This window comes from Amaricoccus macauensis (assembly GCF_049800915.1).
Lineage (GTDB): Bacteria > Pseudomonadota > Alphaproteobacteria > Rhodobacterales > Rhodobacteraceae > Amaricoccus > Amaricoccus macauensis_A.
The window spans coordinates 819,539-836,951 of record NZ_JBNAFY010000001.1 but is presented as its reverse complement, the minus strand read 5'-3'; the positions used below and the strand labels follow the sequence as shown (position 1 = coordinate 836,951).

17 protein-coding genes are annotated in these 17,413 nt (G+C 61.4%); 11 read left to right on the top strand and 6 right to left on the bottom strand.

Features of this window, described 5'->3' with window-relative positions; all coding sequences use genetic code 11:
* Positions 1–55 precede the first annotated feature (55 nt).
* Both ACP15W_RS03780 and ACP15W_RS03775 read right to left on the bottom strand, forming a co-directional pair.
* Complete coding sequence (locus ACP15W_RS03780; protein WP_424931487.1) at positions 56–1,330, bottom strand: calcium-binding protein; 1,275 nt, start codon at positions 1,328–1,330, stop codon at positions 56–58.
* 232 nt (positions 1,331–1,562) lie between these two features.
* Positions 1,563–2,885, bottom strand: coding sequence for a calcium-binding protein (locus tag ACP15W_RS03775; protein ID WP_424931486.1), 1,323 nt, complete (start codon positions 2,883–2,885; stop codon positions 1,563–1,565).
* A 299-nt stretch (positions 2,886–3,184) separates the two neighbouring features.
* On the opposite strand from ACP15W_RS03775, the gene ACP15W_RS03770 reads away from it, so the two are divergent.
* Positions 3,185–3,592, top strand: coding sequence for a DUF3775 domain-containing protein (locus ACP15W_RS03770; protein WP_424931485.1), 408 nt, complete (start codon positions 3,185–3,187; stop codon positions 3,590–3,592).
* 60 nt (positions 3,593–3,652) lie between these two features.
* Here the strand turns inward: ACP15W_RS03770 and ACP15W_RS03765 are convergent, their stop codons facing one another.
* Together ACP15W_RS03765 and ACP15W_RS03760 are read right to left on the bottom strand one after the other, a co-directional pair.
* Positions 3,653–5,314, bottom strand: a complete 1,662-nt coding sequence (locus ACP15W_RS03765) for a calcium-binding protein (RefSeq protein WP_424931484.1) — start codon at positions 5,312–5,314, stop codon at positions 3,653–3,655.
* A gap of 422 nt (positions 5,315–5,736) precedes the next feature.
* Positions 5,737–6,204, bottom strand: coding sequence for an SspB family protein (locus ACP15W_RS03760; RefSeq protein WP_424931483.1), 468 nt, complete (start codon positions 6,202–6,204; stop codon positions 5,737–5,739).
* Positions 6,205–6,315: 111 nt separating this feature from the next.
* On the opposite strand from ACP15W_RS03760, the gene ACP15W_RS03755 reads away from it, so the two are divergent.
* The 9 genes from ACP15W_RS03755 to gltS all read left to right on the top strand — a co-directional run bounded on the left by ACP15W_RS03755 (position 6,316) and on the right by gltS (position 15,175).
* Positions 6,316–6,654, top strand: coding sequence for a succinate dehydrogenase assembly factor 2 (locus ACP15W_RS03755; protein ID WP_424931482.1), 339 nt, complete (start codon positions 6,316–6,318; stop codon positions 6,652–6,654).
* Between the two features lie 77 nt (positions 6,655–6,731).
* Entirely contained in the window at positions 6,732–7,241 is a 510-nt protein-coding gene (locus ACP15W_RS03750) for a MarR family winged helix-turn-helix transcriptional regulator (protein ID WP_424931481.1), read from the top strand.
* A gap of 196 nt (positions 7,242–7,437) precedes the next feature.
* A complete protein-coding gene (locus ACP15W_RS03745) occupies positions 7,438–8,718 on the top strand; it encodes a helix-turn-helix domain-containing protein (protein ID WP_424931480.1) in 1,281 nt (426 codons plus the stop codon).
* 81 nt (positions 8,719–8,799) lie between these two features.
* Complete coding sequence (gene ispG / locus ACP15W_RS03740; protein ID WP_424931479.1) at positions 8,800–9,933, top strand: flavodoxin-dependent (E)-4-hydroxy-3-methylbut-2-enyl-diphosphate synthase; 1,134 nt, start codon at positions 8,800–8,802, stop codon at positions 9,931–9,933.
* Between the two features lie 4 nt (positions 9,934–9,937).
* Entirely contained in the window at positions 9,938–10,438 is a 501-nt protein-coding gene (locus tag ACP15W_RS03735; RefSeq protein WP_424931478.1) for a DUF1499 domain-containing protein, read from the top strand.
* Positions 10,439–10,765: 327 nt separating this feature from the next.
* Complete coding sequence (gene prfA / locus ACP15W_RS03730; protein ID WP_424931477.1) at positions 10,766–11,821, top strand: peptide chain release factor 1; 1,056 nt, start codon at positions 10,766–10,768, stop codon at positions 11,819–11,821.
* A complete protein-coding gene (gene prmC, locus ACP15W_RS03725) occupies positions 11,818–12,657 on the top strand; it encodes a peptide chain release factor N(5)-glutamine methyltransferase (protein WP_424931476.1) in 840 nt (279 codons plus the stop codon). The genes prfA and prmC overlap by 4 nt, the downstream gene beginning before the upstream one ends.
* Before the next feature lie 210 nt (positions 12,658–12,867).
* Positions 12,868–13,767, top strand: coding sequence for a DUF4167 domain-containing protein (locus ACP15W_RS03720; protein WP_424931475.1), 900 nt, complete (start codon positions 12,868–12,870; stop codon positions 13,765–13,767).
* Positions 13,768–13,945: 178 nt separating this feature from the next.
* A complete protein-coding gene (gene gltS / locus ACP15W_RS03715) occupies positions 13,946–15,175 on the top strand; it encodes a sodium/glutamate symporter (RefSeq protein WP_424931474.1) in 1,230 nt (409 codons plus the stop codon).
* A 16-nt stretch (positions 15,176–15,191) separates the two neighbouring features.
* Here gltS and ACP15W_RS03710 read toward each other — a convergent pair whose 3' ends face one another.
* Positions 15,192–16,271, bottom strand: a complete 1,080-nt coding sequence (locus ACP15W_RS03710) for an Mrp/NBP35 family ATP-binding protein (RefSeq protein WP_424931473.1) — start codon at positions 16,269–16,271, stop codon at positions 15,192–15,194.
* Between the two features lie 419 nt (positions 16,272–16,690).
* Here ACP15W_RS03710 and ACP15W_RS03705 point away from each other — a divergent pair, with 419 nt between their 5' ends.
* A complete protein-coding gene (locus tag ACP15W_RS03705; protein ID WP_424931472.1) occupies positions 16,691–16,900 on the top strand; it encodes a DUF1127 domain-containing protein in 210 nt (69 codons plus the stop codon).
* On the opposite strand, the gene ACP15W_RS03700 is transcribed toward ACP15W_RS03705, so the two are convergent.
* The gene (locus ACP15W_RS03700) at positions 16,888–17,385 is read right to left on the bottom strand and encodes an OsmC family protein (RefSeq protein ID WP_424931471.1); all 498 of its coding nucleotides are present in this window, start codon (positions 17,383–17,385) and stop codon (positions 16,888–16,890) included. The two genes, ACP15W_RS03705 and ACP15W_RS03700, sit on opposite strands and share 13 nt — an antisense overlap.
* Between the last annotated feature and the right edge of the window lie 28 nt (positions 17,386–17,413).

Here is a 17,413-nt window from a genome sequence, read left to right as displayed (position 1 = left end):
CTGGGTCCAGGCCGTGCTGGCCTGAACCCGTTACGCTCTCGCCGGGCCTTCCATCTCAGACGAGTACTTCCAGATCGTTCACGTGGTCATATTCGTCGCAGATCTCGATCGGCCGCTCGAGATAGTCCGCGATCTCGAATTCGTCGCAGTAGAATTCGGGGCAGTTCTTCTCGGTGTAGCGAACGAAATCATCCGCGTTTCCGGCAACCTGTTCGATGTAGAAGCCGTCGACCAGGTCAGTGACGCCTTCTACGAAATCATGGGACGCATTGAGAACACCGATCTGGGTGTTGTCATTGAGCGTGATGAGAACGTCATCTTCGTAGTTGCTCTTGGAGACCTGCAGGTTGGCGAACTCGATCTTCGAGACGTGGAAGTCGCGGATGGTCTGCCCGCAGAGCGCGATCAGGTCGTAGTACTGGTCGTCACCGCCGGCATCCCAGTCCTTGATCAGGTTGAAGTCGGAATCGCCTTCATCCTCGCGGAAGAAAAAGACGTCGTTGCCCGCGCCGCCCTTCATCTTGTCGTTTCCGGCACCGCCGAAGATCCAGTCATTGCCGTTACCGCCGTCGATCTTGTCGGCACCCTTCCCGCCGTCAATGTCGTCGTCGCCGTCGCCGCCGTAGATCTTGTCGTTGCCCTTGTCACCGAGCAGGGTGTCATGACCCACGCCACCGTCGATGTAGTCGTTGCCCTTGCCGCCATCGATGCAGTCATTGCCGGCATCGCCATAGAGCACGTCATTGCCCTTCTCGCCGCGGATGTGATCGTCATGATTGCCGCCTGAGACCCAGTCGTGCCCCTTGCCGCCAAGAATCCAATCGTGTCCGTTCTCTCCGTAGAGGACGTCGTCGTGGTAGCCGCCATTTATGTAGTCGTCGTCGTTACCACCGTAGATCGTGTCATAGCCATATCCGCCGATCAGCAGGTCATAGCCATCGCCGCCATAGATCTCGTCGTTGCCTGAACCTCCATCCACGGTATCGTTGCCGGATTCGGCATCGATCCAGTCATGGCCCCATTCCCCGAGAACATAGTCGTGCCCGGCTCCGGCCTGGATGTCGTCATTGCCCTTGTTGCCGTAGATGAGGTCGTTGCCGTTGCCTCCATCCACTTCATCGTTGCCCCAGCCTGCGTCGATGAAGTCCGCGCCGTTGCCCGACGAGATGTTGTCTGCGCCACCCAGTCCGCAGATCTTGTCGCCACCATCGAAGGTGACAATGATGTCGCCATAGTTCGTTGAGTCCGCGTCGCGCTTGCGGCTGAGCACTTCAGAGACCGGACCGACCACATCGACCTTGTCACCACCAATATAATAAATTCCGCCCATCACCAATACTCCCAGATTTTTGGTTCCCCTCGGTGCGAAGCAAACCTCGCACGCGGCGTCGCTTCTGTTCCCCATGTGCTAGCCGCGTGAAGGAGAGTGCCGGGAATTGGCGGATCTCGCGTCCCTCATATGAGGGTCAATTGCTGTCGAGATGCCCTCATTTGGGGGTATTGGTGGGCAGGTTGGGAGGGTCCAGGCACGTAAACGGGCACATGCCTGGGCCGAAGTTAAACTACAGGATGAAATCGGCTGCCGTGAAATCGCTGGCGGAGGTTCCGTTATTATAGATGTATATCAAGAGTTCGAAATCATTGTCGTCATCAGTATTGGCGCGCACCTGCAACTCCCCCCATTTCTTGACGACCCAGACGCTTCCTTTCTCGCCCTTGTCGCCGAAGGTGAAGGCCTGGTTGCCCTCGGTGGTGGTGTCGGCGTCAATCGCTGAAAGATCGATCAGGTCGCCAGTTTCGTCTCCGGGATTCTCAAACCCGTCGTTCGAGTACCAGTTTCCTATGTAATCGGCATTCCAGTTCCGGGAGTCCTTCGTGTCTTCGAAGCGGAACACGTCATTGCCCTCGCCGCCATGCAGGTTGTCCCAGCCACCACCGCCGATGAGGGTGTCATCGCCCGAGCCGCCCCTCAGGGTGTCGCCCGAACTGCCGCCGTCGAGCAGATCATCCCCGGCACCGCCCTCGAGGTCGTCCCAGCCTTTGTCGCCCTCGAGCGTATCATTGCCCTCGCCGCCGTAGAGTTCGTCATGCGCGCTGTTGCCGGAGAGGCTGTCATTGCCCTCGCCGCCGTGGATGGTGTCGGAACCCTTGCCGCCCTGGGCTGTATCGTCACCGCCCAGGAGATAGAAATTGTCGCTCCTCTTAGAGCTTTGAACGTCGTCGCTCTCCTCGCTTCCGAAGCCTGCGCTCGCGACGACGACGTATTTGCCTGTCTCCGACGTGTTCTCGCCCGCGGCCCGAACATAGTGAGTGCCCGAAGCCTCGGCGGTGTAGCTGATGGTCGCAAGCTTGCCGTCCTCGGCCGTTGCGCTTTCGATCTCGGCCTTCTCCGTGTCGTAAAGCGTGAGCTCCGGATCTCTCAGGACGTTATTTTCATTTTTCTCCGCGGTCGCGACCCGAAGATTGTAGGTCAGTCCCTTGATGAGATTCACGGAAAAGACATCCGCGTCTCCCTCGTATTCGATCCGGCTGCTCTTCAGGGTACCGTCGGCCTTGAGCCTGCCGATGGCGGACGTGCTCTCGACACTGTTGGCGTAGCGATCCTGGTTCACATCAAGGCTGAACGCCCCGCTGCCGTCTTCGCTCGTGACGACAATGTCATGATAGCCGGTAAAGCCGGGCTTGATGCGGATCTGGGCGGCATTGCCTGTGCCGCTGTCCTCGTCCGATTGGTAGCTGCCATCGTCGCTTCTCACCACGAGTTTCGGGTCGAGCGCATCGCCATCGGCCGTGAGGTCGATCAGATAGGTTTTGCCGGCTTTGAGGAGCACCGTGTAGATTTCGGTATCGTCGGCGCTGTCGAGAGTTCCGCTGAATTCGGGCATATCTCTATTTCCTTGAGAAAGCTGTAGATGAAGTAATTCTGCTAAAATCGGGACCGCTTACTCTACTTGGGGAGGATACAACTTTTTCGACACGATCAAAACTCTTTCGATCGGAATGATCGCGTGAACAAGTGGGTCGGCCAGATCGAGTTGGTGCAGCGAAAGCGCGGGTTTTCGCTTTGAAGGCGAATATGCCGGCCGCGCGAGCGCCTTCCGGGGGTGGGTCATATTGACACTTCCGGTGCGCGGCGCAATTTCTAGGGGGTGACCCGGCGATTGCCGGAGAAAGGGACACGCTCATGGACGCGCTTACGCTCAACCCCAGGTTCCTGCAGGAACTCATACTGAAGACCCGTGCGCTGATGGCGCAGACGAGCGAACTTACCACCGAGGACAGCGAGCCGAAGGACGATATCGCGTCGCACCGGTTTCTCGGCGAGGAACGCGACCTTTCCGCGGATGAGGTCGTGACGCTGATCGAGGATCTCGAGCCGGACCAGCGGGCCGAGCTCGTCGCGCTGATGTGGATCGGTCGTGGCGACATGGAACCAGAGGAATGGCAGGAGGCCGTGCGGCTTGCCCAGCAGCGCAGCGTCGGCTCCACGGCGGAATACCTTCTGTCGCATCCGCATATCGCGGAACACTGGGACGAGGGGCTCGACAAGATCTACGACGGGAGCGATCTGGTCGAGACCGGGAGCTACTAGGGCCAAACGCCCGCACCGGTCTCTCGAGGGAAACCGGTGCGTCGTCGGGGCGGGTCTGCGTCAGAGGATGAAATCATCCGCGGTGTAGTCGGCCGCGTCGCGACCCTGATAGTTGTAGATCCTGATGACGAGATCGGCAGCGGCGTCATCATCCGTGTTTGCGTAGACATAGATTGAGGAATCCCGGTTCTTCGTGGAATCCTCGAGCCAAACGGTGCCGAGATTGCCACTGCCTTCGCTGTCGAAGACAAGCGACTGATTGCCGCCAGTGGTGCTGTCGGCGTCGATGGCGCTCAGATCGAATAGGTCGCCGTTCTTCTCTCCCGGGTTGTCGAACCTGTAGATCCGGTCTGTCAGCTTCTTGGTTGAATGTTCGACGTCCGAAAAGACGAAGGTATCGTTCCCGCCGCCGCCGCTGTAGTAATCCGAGCCCGACCCGCCATCCAGGCGGTCATCTCCGTTTTCGCCGCTGATATAGTCGTTGCCCTTGCCGCCGAACAGCGCGTCGTCCTCGTTGCCGCCGTAGAGATTGTCGCCGCTGTCACCGCCTTTCATGGTGTCGTCGCCCTTGCCGCCCACCATGTAGTCGCCGTCTTCCTCACCGCGCATGACGTCCGCGCCGTCATCGCCATACATGCTGTCGCCGCCATCACCACCGATGAGCGTATCGTCACCGTTCCCGCCATAGATGCGGTCGTAGTCTCCGCCGCCATCGATCCGGTCGTTTTCGCTCTCGCCGCGGAGCATGTCCCGCCCCTTGCCGCCGTAAAGCTGATCCATGCCGTCGCCGCCATAGATTTCGTCCCGTTCCCGGCCGCCATGAACCCAGTCGTCACCTTCCTCGCCGCGCAGCGTGTCGCGACCTGCGCCGCCCTGAATCCGGTCGAAGCCATCGCCGCCGCGGATCATGTCGTTGTCCTGACCGCCGCGCAGATCATCAGCGCCATTTGCGCCCCAGATGCGGTCGTCCCCGAAACCTCCCTTGATCGTGTCGTCACCCTCGAGGGCATTTATCGAATCCGATGACCGGGTGCCCTCGATTTCGTCGTTCTGGTAGGAAGCCCGCCCGATACTGGCCAGAATGCGATAGGTCCCCGTATCGTCACCGCTAGCTTCGGCCTGCATGTAGTGGAGGCCATTTCTGGTTGCGATGTAGTCGATAAACGCGGCGCCCTCCGTTCCGGAGTCGTTGCCAGTCGTGATCACTTCACCCGAATGCGAAAGCAGCGTCAATTTCGGGTTGCCGACGTAATTCGTGCCTGACGGTCCGGGCTCGAGGCGGAGATTGTAGTTCAGGCCCTTTACCAGCCTGATCTCGAAAATGTCGGTATCGCCGGCCTCGTCGATCCGGGCCTGCCTGGTCGTGCCATCCGTATCGATCTCCCCGACCCGCGCGGCTCCGTCGATCGAATCCCGAAAATCGTCGATCTTGACGGTCAGTGTGAACGCGCCATAAGCGCCGCTCGCGGCGAGGGCTGTCAGGTCGTAGTACTGGGTCTTGGCTGGGCGCAGCTCGATCAGCGCCGCACCGTCGTTTCCACTGTTGTCGTCTTCGTGGTATTCACCACCCTCGCCGAGAACGAACAGGTATGGATCCTCCAGCGCATCGGACCCTGTGCCTTCCAGTTCAATCACATAGCGCTTGGATTGGTAAAGCTTGAGCTTGTAGGTTTCGTCCGGGTTGCTCTGGGAGAGAACTCCCTCGTAGGTGTGCATCTTCATGATCCTCAGAGACAATGCTTCATGACCGCTGTGCCCTCATGAGAAATGTGGGTGCGCGGTTTAAACTGTGAGACAGGGAACTCGGAACCAACTAACAGTCAAAATCACCAGATCCTCGAATACGCTTTGGCGTCCTGATTCCATCCTTGTGGGACAGAGACATCTGGAACACTAAACTATAAGGCGAGTTTTTCCGATCTGACTTTGATGCAAGACAATGCATCTGAGATCGGCCCACTTAATCGGGTCGATCCGCGCTATGGATCACGATCCTGCGACACGTTGGAGTGATGCCGGCCACCTGATCCGTACTCTCTCTTGCGGCGTTAACACGCAAGCCGAGGAAAGCTATTTGGACGGCTCAACCCGAAAATGTCCGTTTCAGAACCTTGCGGGTTTAAAGGCTCGCTGGAGGGCAGGGTTCAATGCTTGCGGAACTGGTCGAGGCTGACGATTTCGGCGTCGTGTTCTTCCGCGTCGTCTTCCTGCTCTGCGCTGTCGTCTTCATCCTCATCATCATCCGGATCGTTGTCCTCGTCCTGAGCATCGAACTTGAGCCCGAACTCCACGGAGGGATCGATGAAGGTCTTGATGGCGTCAAACGGCACCACGATCGTTTCGGGCACGCCGCCGAAACTCAGGGTCACGGAGAAGCGGTCCTGCGCCACTGCGAGATCCTCGAACCATTCCTGCATGACGATCGTCATGTCCTCGGGGTAGCGCGCCTTGAGCGAGGCGGCCATGTCCACGCCGGGATGGGTCGTGTCGAAGCCGATGAAGAAGTGGTGGGCGCCCGGGAGGCCCTCCCTGGCAACCTGTTCGAGCACCTCGGCGATCAGCCTCCGCATCGCCTTATGCATCAGCCGCCCGTAGTTGATCGATTCCGACATTGCACCGCAGTCCCTTGATGAAGTCTGCCGACCATATCCGATTCTCGGGGCAGGGAAAGGGCCTCCGGCCCGAATTCCGGGAGGAGCCTTGCTGCTCCGACGCCCGGGAGTATGATGCGCGCCGCACCGGCCGCCGCTCGGGCGGGGTGCGACGGTGTTGGGGAGCATGGCAAGATCATGAACGAGGCTGCGAGCGAGACACGGGAGCACAGGCTCAAGAGGCTGCAGATGCGCAGCTGGCGGCGCGGCACCAAGGAGATGGACATGATTCTCGGTCCCTATTCCGATGCCGAGATCGCGAAGCTTTCAAGCGATGCACTTGATGCATACGAGTCACTTTTGTCGGAAAACGATCAAGACCTCTACCAGTGGGTTAGCGGTCAGGTTCCGATGCCGTCCGAGCACACGGAAATTCTCGAGAGAATTCGGCTTTATCACCGAATTTGGTGAATATGTTGCGTCTTTAACGACTTGTAGAAGTTTTTGGGCAACGCTCCGGGCAAGTAAAGATTACCCGGAGACACATCATGAGTATGCCTGCCGAAGTGGCGCGCGTCGGGGACACCTTGCCTAGCGAGGACTTTCTCGTCGCTTATCTCGAGACGCTATCCATGGTCGAGCGTCTTCATCGGCTGCTGCTCGATGTTATCAAGGATGAATTTGAGCGTCTCGGGATTATCGACATCAATGCGGTTCAGGCACTACTTCTGTTCAACATCGGTGATAACGAGGTAACGGCCGGCGAGCTTAAATCGCGCGGTTATTACCAGGGCTCGAACGTCTCATACAACCTGAAGAAGCTTGTCGAGTGCGGCTACATGCACCACCAGAAGTGCGCGGTGGACCGCCGCGCTGTGCGCGTCCGGCTGACCGAGAAGGGCCAGCGGATCCGCGCGACGGTAGGTGATCTGTTCCAGCGCCACGCGGACGGGATCCTGAGCAAGGATGTCACCGGCGATGTGCAGCTTCAGGACATCAACGCGAGCCTGCGCCGCATGGAACGCTACTGGACCGATCAGATCCGCTACATCTACTGATCACGTATTTCGTGCCCAGCGCCGCGCTGGCGGTGGGCAATTCTCCTCCGAGTGGGGGGACCCCGCAACAGTTTACTGCCCAAGCTCCTGAAACCGTGATAAGATTGGTCAAAATCAAAGCCGGCAGAACGCGATGTGATTCGCGTATGACCGGAGCGGGCAGTGAAATATGAATGCGGGGTCTCGAGGCGGATCCATGGATCGACCGGACACACATCCGTCCAACAGTGACGCGACGAAATACGAGTTCGCGCTCGGGGACGAATTGCGCGGTGAGCGCGCGACCAAGGGCAAGACCCTCCTCGATGTGCAGAGAGATCTGCGCATACAGGCGAATTACATCGCCGCCATCGAGGAAGGCAATGTCGAGGCCTTTCCCAATCCGAGTTTCATACCGGGATATGTGCGGTCCTATGCCCGCTATCTCGGGCTCGAACCGGCACAGGTCTACGATCGGTTTTGCTCGGAAAACGATTTCAGTTATGCTGCGACAGCCGAGGCGCGTGCCCGGAAGAGCCGCGAGGAGAAGGCGGCCGTTCCGGGAAAGCCGGGCATGCTGCTTCGCCGTGCGGCGGGGCCGGAGCCGGCCGTCGAAGGATTTCAGCCGCGCTTTCCGCTGGCCGAGCCGCGCTCGAGCGTCTTCAGCGATTTCCGTCTTTCCGCTCTCGGATCGCTTTTCGTGCTGGCCCTGCTGGTCGGTGGATTGGGGTATGGTGGCTGGTCCATCCTGCAGAACATCCAGCGGGTTCAGTTCGCGCCGGTCGAGGACCTGCCGGTTGCACAGGCGGAGATGAACGCGATGGAGGCGCCCGAGCCCTCCATGGACGCGGACACCTTGCTGGCCGATCTCGAAAGCCCGGTGACGGCGACTGCTCTCTCGGAGCTTTATCGTCAGCAGGAACTGGAAGTTCCGATCCTCCAGCCGCGCGACGGCCCGATTGCGGCCATCGACCCGGACAAGGTGGGTCCGCTTCTCGTCCATGTGCCCAGGCAGATCGCGCCTCCCGTGGCGCAGACGGCTGCGGCGGCGAATCCGTCGGCCGCCCCCATGGTCGTCGCGCCGCTGATCGAGGCGGTCTACGCCGCCGAAGCTGCGGAGCAGGAAAAGATCGACGTGGCCATGGCACCGGAGGCGGAGGGCGACTTCCCGATTTCCATCGTGGCCGAGCGCGCCGCCTGGGTGCGGATCTACCAGGAAAACGGGACGATCGTTTTCGAGAAGATCCTCGAGCGCGGCGAGCGTTATACCCTGCCGCGCGGCATCGACGGGCCGCAGATCTGGGCCGGCAATTCCGGGTCGCTCTACGTGGAGATGGGCGATGTGCTGCGCGGGCCCCTGGGCAGCGGCACGCGGTCGATCAAGGATGTATCGCTTGCGGCCGAGGCGCTCTCGGCGGAGTATCCGGTGGTCGAAGACATCCCCGAAGAGATCACCCAGCGGTCTGGTGCAGCGCCCAGAGCGGTCGCGATCCAGTGATCACCCTTGGGTCGCGGGGGTGACATCCGCGGCCCGCTCCACTAGGTTTCCCCTCGAAACGAAGCCCCGTGGAAGAGCTTGATGTCACATAATCCGATCCGTCCCTGGCGCGACATCTACCGCCGTGAATCCCGTCAGATTCATGTGGGGAATGTTCCTGTTGGCGGTGGTGCGCCGATCAGTGTCCAGACCATGACCAACACGCTCACGACGGATGTGCGCGCGACCATCGCGCAGGTTCAGGCCGCGGCGGAGGCTGGTGCCGATATCGTGCGCGTGTCCGTGCCCGACGAGGATTCGAGCCGGGCACTGAAGGAGATCGTGAAGGAAAGCCCGGTTCCCATTGTTGCGGATATCCATTTCCACTACCGCCGCGGGATCGAGGCAGCGGAGGCGGGTGCGGCCTGTCTGCGGATCAATCCGGGAAATATCGGCAAGCCCGATCGCGTGCGCGAGGTGATCCAGGCGGCGCGCGATCACGGCTGTTCGATGCGGATCGGGGTCAACGCGGGCTCGCTCGAACGGCATCTGCTTGAGAAATACGGCGAGCCTTGCCCCGATGCGATGGTCGAAAGCGGTCTCGATCACATTCGCATTCTTCAGGACAACGACTTTCACGAGTTCAAGATCTCGGTGAAGGCTTCGGACGTGTTCCTTGCGGCGGCGGCCTATCAGGCGCTGGCCGAGGCGACGGACGCGCCGATCCATCTCGGCATCACCGAGGCCGGCGGGCTGATGTCGGGCACGATCAAATCGGCCATCGGGCTCGGGAACCTTCTCTGGATGGGGATCGGCGACACGATCCGGGTGAGCCTTTCCGCCGACCCGGTCGAAGAGGTTCGGGTCGGTTACGAGATTCTCAAGTCCCTGGGTCTCCGTCATCGCGGCGTGAACATCATTTCCTGTCCGTCCTGCGCACGGCAGGGATTCGATGTCATCAAGACGGTGGAGATCCTCGAAAAGCGGCTGGAACATATCAAGACGCCGATGTCGCTCTCGATCATCGGGTGCGTAGTGAACGGACCGGGCGAAGCGCTGATGACGGATGTGGGCTTCACCGGCGGTGGCGCGGGTTCGGGCATGGTCTACATGGCAGGCAAGCAGGACCACAAGCTCGGCAACGAAGGCATGGTCGATCACATCGTCGAACTGGTGGAAAAGCGCGCGGCCGAGATCGAAGCCGAGAGTGCGGCAGCCCCGGAAGCGGCCGAGTAGTCACGTGCAATTCTTTCTCTGGGGTCTCGCCCTTGCGGTTGCCGGTCTCGTCGGATTGATGGCAGCCGTGCGGCTTTCCTCCGATGATCCGGCGGTGTGGCATGTTGATCCGCTCAGTGCTGAAAGTTCCGGAAAACCAAACGAATACTGGATATTGCCAGGTGGAGTTGATGCGCTACGTGAGGGTGAGGTCGCGGGCGTATACCCGGTTCCCGCGCCTGATCTTGCCATGGCGTTCGACGCGGTGGCGCTTTCCGAACCCCGGACGACTCGGCTTGCGGGCGCACCGGCGGAAGGCTGGACAACTTACGTTCAGCGCAGCGGGCTTTTCGGCTTTCCCGACTATATTTCGGTGCGTGTAATCGAGGCCGAAGGCGGGGATGGGGCCATGCTCGCGATCTACTCGCGTTCGAGATACGGGCACTCAGACCTTGGGGTGAACGCAAAACGCATTCGGCGTTGGCTGAGCACAGTACAGAAGCGGCTTGGGGTCGAAGAGCCCTGAGATCACACAGCCCTGCTCAATCTCGCGCCACATTGGCGTATTGAGCGACATCGAGCAGCGCGCGAGGAAGCTCCGACCGTCCACACTTAGGCAAAGGACATCGCCCATCTCGATTCTCTTACCGCTGGAGTCGCGGCAGTAGCAGTCGATCGCGCTGGCACCCGGTGCGGTTTGCGCCTGTTCCGCACGGACCGGGCCGCCCAATGGCAGGATCATCGTGGCGATAGCAATGATCACGACCCGCTCCATGATCGCAACATGACATGAAACGGGCAAAATTGCGACTTCTGCTTGACCCAAGCGTGTCGATCTCTCAAATCCCCCGCCATGCTTCCCACAGAACGACTCACGCAGATCCGCGGCCGATTTGAATTCCTGGAGGCCCGCCTGAACGAAGGTGCGGCGGTCGAGGATCTTGCGGCTTTGGGGCGCGAATATGCCGAACTCAAACCGGTGGTCGAACAGATCGCCCGCTACGAGGATCTTGTCCGGGAGGCGGAAGAGGCAAAGCGCCTGCTGGCCGATCCGGAGATGAAGGATCTGGCGCAGGAAGAACTCGAGCGCATCGACGCCGAGCTTCCCGAAGCAGAACACGGGTTGCGGATCGCGCTTCTGCCGAAGGATGCCGCGGACAGCCGCTCTGCAATTCTCGAGATCCGGGCAGGGACCGGTGGCGAGGAGGCTGCGCTCTTTGCAGGAGATCTTGCGCGGATGTATCAACGCTTCGCGGAGAGGCGGGGCTGGCGATGGACGGTCGTGGAGGAGACGCCGACCGAGCTCGGCGGGTTGAAGGAACTGATGGCGGAAGTGAGCGGCGAGGGCGTGTTCGCGCAGCTCAAGTTCGAATCCGGGGTGCATCGGGTTCAGCGGGTGCCAGCAACGGAATCCGGCGGGCGTATCCATACCTCTGCCGCGACGGTCGCGGTGCTTCCGGAAGCGGAGGAAGTCGAAATCGACATTCCCGCGAGCGATATACGCATCGATACGATGCGCGCGTCCGGTGCGGGGGGTCAACATGTGAACACCACCGATTCCGCCGTGCGCATCACCCATATTCCCACCGGGATCGTGGTGACCTCGTCGGAAAAATCCCAACACCAGAACCGGGCGCAGGCAATGCAGGTGTTGCGGGCGCGGCTCTTCGACATGGAACGGCAGCGGCAGGACAGCGAACGCGCCGCGGATCGGAAGGGACAGGTCGGCTCGGGCGATCGCTCGGAACGGATCCGGACCTACAATTTCCCACAAGGGCGGATCACCGATCACCGGATTGGGCTGACGCTCTACAAGCTTGACCAGGTCATTCAGGGCGATCTCGATGAGGTGGTCGAGGCGCTCGTGACCGCCGACCAGGCTGCACGGTTGGCAGAATTCGCGGAATGACACGAGAAACCGTGGCGACCGTCCTGAGGGCAGGGGTGCGCCGACTGAAGGAGGCCGGGGTTCCCGAGCCTGCGCGCGATGCGCGGCTTCTGATGGCCGAGGCCTTGGGGATCGACGCGGGACGGCTGACGCTCATGGAGCCGGAAATGCTCCAGAATGAGCCCGCCGCGCGTTTCGAGACGTTCGTCGAGCGCCGCGCCGCCCACTGCCCGGTTTCCCATATCCTGGGGCGGCGATGGTTCTGGGGGCGGGAGTTCGAGGTGGGCGCGGATGTGCTTGATCCGCGGCCCGAAACCGAACTGCTGGTTGAATTGGCGCTCGCCGGTCGCAGGCCCGGCAGGGTGCTCGACCTCGGAACGGGAAGCGGCATTCTCCTGATTTCACTGCTCTCGGAATGGCCTGAGGCGACGGGTCTGGGGGTCGACAGGAGCCATGACGCGCTTCGCGTTGCACGGCGCAATGCCGTCCGACACGGCGTTGACAATCAGGCCGAACTTCGGTCCGGCGACTGGTGCGACGGCGTTGAAGGCGGCTTTGACCTTGTGGTCTGCAACCCACCCTACATACCGCGGGCCGAGATCGCGACGCTCGACCGCTCCGTTCGCGACTGGGAGCCGCACATGGCGTTGAGCGAGGGGCCGACGGGGCTGGAGAGCTATGTGCGGATCGCCGCGGGGTTGCGTGATGTTCTTGTTCCGGGGGGTCGGGCGCTCTTCGAGATCGGGGCGGATCAGGGAGAAAGCGTGCCGGAGCTCTTTCGCCGGGCGGGGTTCGAAAACGTTCGAATGCACCGCGATCTGGCCGGAAAAGCGCGTTCTGTCGACATTTCTATTTAATTGAGACCATTTCCCGCCCCGATTTGCCTTGTCATCCGCGCCTGAGCGGATATAGACTACAAATGTTCCGCGGGCAGGGCGCCCAGACCCATCGGTCGCGCCGCACAGCGGTCCCAGAAAGTGTATTGACGCTTCGGTCTGCAAGTATGCGCAGGCGCTACGGCGCGGCGGCAGGCCCGTATAGCCAAAAAATGGCGGAAACTCTTAAGCATGAGACCATCGAACAAGTCACGTTCACGGAACAAGTCGAGCAATGGCAACCAGAGCCAGCGCCGCAGCGCCGGAAACATCATCAATCGCGTCTTCGACAGCGCCGGTCCTGATGGCAAGGTTCGCGGTACGCCGCAGCAGATCATCGACAAATACAACGTGCTTGCTCGCGACGCGCAGTTGGCTGGCGATCGGGTTGCAGCGGAAAGCTTTCTTCAGCATGCCGAGCACTACAGCCGTTTGCTCGGCGATGCGCAGCGTCAAATGCAGGAGCAGCGCCAGGCCCACGAACAGCGCGATGCGGCCCGCCGGGAAGAGGCCCAGTCTCAGCCGCAACAGTCGCGGCGCTCGAACGGGCACGACAGCAACGACAATTCTGACAGCCGCTCGGACAGCCGCGACGAATCCGCGCTCGTGACCCTGGACCCGCGCGGATCGGACGACAATTCCGGCCCGGTGGAGACACCGGAAGATCGCGAGGCGCGGGTTCGCGCACAGGAAAGATCCGGCCAGCCGGGCGGTGATGCGCCCGAGGCGAAGAACGGATCGGACGCTGGGGCTTCGGAGCAGAATGTCGCTGAGGCGCAGTCTGCCCCCCAGGCTGAGGAAGCAAAATCCGCCGAGGAGAAACCCTCCGCGGCACCGGAAGGCCAGAGCAACGGCTCGGCGCCCGATGCAGCGGTTCAGGCGGAAGCTTCAGGCGAGGAAGAGAAGCCCGCACCGAAGAAACGCACCCGCCGCAAGCCACGTACGACCAAGGCCGCGGCAACGGACGAAGCGACCGGTTCCGATGCGGGTGATGAGGCTGGCAAGTCGAAGAAGGCACCTGAGGCCGCTTCGGCTCCAATGCCAAGCGAGCAGCCTGCTCCGGCGGAACAGACAGCTCCCGCCGATCAGTGAACAGCGGGGCTTCGGCCCCCTTTTTGGCTTGGCGAGCGTGGCGGGTGATGCTACCTGAAGGTGAACGTTCCGTCCCGCAGGCGTCGTTTTCTGTCATTTTTCCTTCGTGCTTCAGGTGTTTCCGGAGCAGCATTTACGATGCGGCCGGTCGGACCAGTGAAGCAAGGGGGCTGTTGGGATGGATCCGACTGAGACGGTGTCTGCCATCGAGATCGGGGGATTTGCGGCTTTCACCTTCGCCATTGTGGTCTATTTCGCGGGTGTGCGGCTGACCGGGGCGATCGGATTTCTGCGCGCCTATTCGATTCCCGAACCTGTCAGTGGCGGCATCCTGGCGGCACTTCTGGCTTGGGGCGTCGTTTCGCTCACCGGGCGCGAGGTAATCTACGACCTTTCGGCGCGTGATTTCCTTCTGGTCTATTTCTTCACGACCGTTGGTCTCGGTGCCCGCATTTCGGACCTCATCCGGGGCGGACCGATCCTTGCACTCATGCTGGCGCTCACCGTGGGCTACATGGTGGTTCAGGCCCTGATCGGCATCATTGGCGCGTTGTTCTTCGGTCTGCCGTCGCAGGCGGGCGTGATGCTCGGCACGGCGGCTCTCATCGGTGGGCATGGCACCGCGATCGCCTGGGGGCCCGTGGTCGAGGAGACCTATGGCGTGGCTGGCGCGGCGGAAATCGGGATCGCGACCGCGACGCTCGGGCTGATCGTCGCGAGCCTGCTCGGGGGACCCATCGCGCGCTTCCTGATCCAGCGCAACAATCTGGCGCGCCCCGAGGATCATGGAGAGTCCTTCGCCGGCGAGGCGCTGGAAGAGGCCGATCAGGAAGTGGGCGCGGTCACCAACAGCGATTTCCTGCGCAGCATTCTCTGGATCAACATCTGTGTGGCAATCGGGGTGTCGCTCGATGAGGCGCTCGAAGAAGCGGGCGTGATGCTGCCGCTCTTCGTGCCTTGTCTGCTCACCGGTATCGCCATGTCGAATATCGTGCCGAAGCTCTTTCGGCGCGCCGAATGGCCGGCCGGAACCCCCGCCATGGCACTGATCCAGGAATTCAGCCTGTCGGTTTTCCTTTCCATGTCGCTGATGTCGATGCAGCTCTGGACATTGGCCGATCATGTCGGCGTGCTCGCGGTGACCGTGACGCTCCAGGCCACGGCGGCAACCGCCTTCATCCTGCTGGTCGTCTTCCGCGCCATGGGGAAGGACTACTTCGCGGCGGTCGTCTCGTCGGGCTTCACGGGTGTCACGCTGGGCGCGACACCGACGGCCATCGCCAACATGACCGCGGTGACCCAGCGCTACGGGCCGGCGCCTCTGGCCTTCATCGTGCTGCCGCTCGTCTCGGCCTTCTTTGTCGATATCGCCAACGCGATCATCATCAAGCTTGCACTGGGATTCTGAGCCGCCGATCTGCGGCTCAGGCGTACCCCTCGCCGATCAGGGCCTTCGCCATCTTCAAGAAGGCTTCGGCCTCGCGGCTTTCCGGGTGAGAAACGACCACGGGTTTGCCGGCATCGCCCGCAAGGCGTATGGAGAGGTCCAGCGGAACTTCCCCGAGGAAGGGCAGCCCGTTCGCTTCTGCGTCGGCGCGCATCCCGCCATGCCCGAAGATATGCGCTTCGTGGCCGCATTTGGGGCAGATGTAGCTGGACATGTTCTCCACCAGCCCGAGGATCGGAACCTTGGTCTTGCGGAACATGTCGAGGGCTTTTCGCGCATCCAGCAGCGCGACATCCTGGGGGGTCGAGACGAGGATCGCGCCGGTGAGCTGGTATTTCTGCGACAGCGTCAATTGGACATCGCCAGTGCCCGGCGGCAGGTCGACAACCAGCACGTCCAGTTCCCCCCAGGCCACCTGACCCATCATTTGTTGCAGTGCACCCATGAGCATCGGTCCGCGCCAGACCACCGCTTCGCCTTCCGCAACCATGAGTCCGATTGACATCATCGTGATCCCGTGGCCCTCGAGCGGCAGGATTGTCTGGCCGTCGGGGGAGGCGGGTCGTCCGCTCACGCCCATCATCCGCGGCTGGCTGGGCCCGTAGATATCCGCATCCAGAAGGCCCACCTTCTTGCCTTGGCGGGCGAGCGCGATGGCAAGATTTGCGGCGACGGTCGACTTTCCGACACCCCCCTTGCCGGAGCCCACAAGAATGATGTTGCGAATGCCCGGCACGGTCGCAGGGCCCGCCTGGGGCGTGGGATGACGGCCGACCTTGAGCGAGGGTGGCTCCTTCGGTTGGGGCTTCGGGCCATGCGCGGTTAGGATAACAACAGCCTTTTCAACACCTTCGAGGGATGCAACGCGGGTTTCGGCCTCGGCGCGCATGGGTTCGAGACGTTCGCCGTCCGCCGGATCCACCTCGATCACGAAACGAACGGTTCCGTCCTCGATCGAGAGCGCCCGGACCATGTCCGCCTCGATGAGGTTTTCGCCGCGGCCGGGAACGATGACGTTCCGCAGTGCCGAAATGACGGTTTCGCGCATGTTGCTCATGACCCCTCCCGGACCTTCTGGCTGGGGTCAGGTGTCGCGCCCCTGACGTTTGGTTGCAAGGATCAAATCACCCCCGTTAACCCGTCGCGGCAATGTGCTTTGCAGAAAACGCATAGCGGATCTGACCGTCCGTTTACTTGTGCTTAAGGAAATCACGAGTATCTTGCACTGCAACAGGACGGAAAACGTGAATTGTGAAACCGTCCCAAAACGGTCCCGCGAACCCGGGTCCGCCAGAACCGCAGCAGGATGCGGCCGGGCGGGAATGCGGTGGATGAGGGGCTCGACAATTTCGGAGGAAAATCTCGTGGCGGCCTTCGGTCCGCCCTTAACTCGGATGGCTTCGGCATGAGCCGACAGCCAAGGTGTAATGGCTTGTCCGCAATCCACTGCGGCAGGCCGAGGAAAGGTAGAGTACTATGGCTTACGCATCGATCGACGGCGCTGGCGTTCGTTTTGGTTCCTCCCGCGGCACGTTTGCCGCTCTGAAGCGTCGCTTTGCGGACTATCGCCGCTATCGCCAGACGCTGAATGAACTGGAAGCTCTGAGCGACCGGGATCTCAACGACATCCAGCTTTCGCGCTTCTCCATCAAGGAAGTTGCCTGGAAGAGCGTTTACGGCGAGTGATCGCTCGCCGCCTCGTGGAACATGGGTTCCACGCGGACGGGGAAGTTCACCGACCGTGCGATGAAGCAGTAGCGGTGGATTTCGCCATGGATTGCCGCGGCGCGGGATAGATCCGCGCCGCGCTTCACTTCGATCCGGGGCCGGAGGACTGCCTCGACGAAGCGACCTGCACCGTCTGGTGCTGTCTCCCCGGTGCCCACGGGCGCATCCTCATAGGACAGGACCGTGATCCCAGCTACGCTTGCGAGGTGGAGATACCAGAGCATGTGGCAGGCCGAGAGGGCGGAGATCATCAGATCCTCCGGGTTCGGCAGGTCCGGATTTCCCCCGAGCATCGGATCATTGGAACAGTGGATCGGCGCGCGTCCCTCCACTTCGATCATCCACGTTCGGTCATAGGCGCGATAGGCGCTCGTTCCCGTGCCGCGGTTTCCCGTCCAGACGACACGTGAGGGAAAGTCGTGGCGCTGGGTCGGCTTTGTCATTTTCAGGGCTCTGCGACATTCACGGGGG

What these genes read in the sequence shown, in the direction of transcription:
- ACP15W_RS03745 (WP_424931480.1), top strand. Translation starts at nt 7,438, where the DNA reads ATGGATCGACCGGACACACATCCGTCCAACAGTGACGCGACGAAATAC.
- ACP15W_RS03705 (WP_424931472.1), top strand. Translation starts at nt 16,691, where the DNA reads ATGGCTTACGCATCGATCGACGGCGCTGGCGTTCGTTTTGGTTCCTCC.
- ACP15W_RS03755 (WP_424931482.1), top strand. Translation starts at nt 6,316, where the DNA reads ATGATGCGCGCCGCACCGGCCGCCGCTCGGGCGGGGTGCGACGGTGTT.
- ACP15W_RS03775 (WP_424931486.1), bottom strand. Translation starts at nt 2,885, where the DNA reads ATGCCCGAATTCAGCGGAACTCTCGACAGCGCCGACGATACCGAAATC.
- gltS (WP_424931474.1), top strand. Translation starts at nt 13,946, where the DNA reads ATGGATCCGACTGAGACGGTGTCTGCCATCGAGATCGGGGGATTTGCG.
- ACP15W_RS03770 (WP_424931485.1), top strand. Translation starts at nt 3,185, where the DNA reads ATGGACGCGCTTACGCTCAACCCCAGGTTCCTGCAGGAACTCATACTG.
- prfA (WP_424931477.1), top strand. Translation starts at nt 10,766, where the DNA reads ATGCTTCCCACAGAACGACTCACGCAGATCCGCGGCCGATTTGAATTC.
- ACP15W_RS03780 (WP_424931487.1), bottom strand. Translation starts at nt 1,330, where the DNA reads ATGGGCGGAATTTATTATATTGGTGGTGACAAGGTCGATGTGGTCGGT.
- ACP15W_RS03750 (WP_424931481.1), top strand. Translation starts at nt 6,732, where the DNA reads ATGAGTATGCCTGCCGAAGTGGCGCGCGTCGGGGACACCTTGCCTAGC.
- ACP15W_RS03720 (WP_424931475.1), top strand. Translation starts at nt 12,868, where the DNA reads ATGAGACCATCGAACAAGTCACGTTCACGGAACAAGTCGAGCAATGGC.
- ACP15W_RS03760 (WP_424931483.1), bottom strand. Translation starts at nt 6,204, where the DNA reads ATGTCGGAATCGATCAACTACGGGCGGCTGATGCATAAGGCGATGCGG.
- ACP15W_RS03765 (WP_424931484.1), bottom strand. Translation starts at nt 5,314, where the DNA reads ATGAAGATGCACACCTACGAGGGAGTTCTCTCCCAGAGCAACCCGGAC.
- ACP15W_RS03700 (WP_424931471.1), bottom strand. Translation starts at nt 17,385, where the DNA reads ATGACAAAGCCGACCCAGCGCCACGACTTTCCCTCACGTGTCGTCTGG.
- prmC (WP_424931476.1), top strand. Translation starts at nt 11,818, where the DNA reads ATGACACGAGAAACCGTGGCGACCGTCCTGAGGGCAGGGGTGCGCCGA.
- ispG (WP_424931479.1), top strand. Translation starts at nt 8,800, where the DNA reads ATGTCACATAATCCGATCCGTCCCTGGCGCGACATCTACCGCCGTGAA.
- ACP15W_RS03710 (WP_424931473.1), bottom strand. Translation starts at nt 16,271, where the DNA reads ATGAGCAACATGCGCGAAACCGTCATTTCGGCACTGCGGAACGTCATC.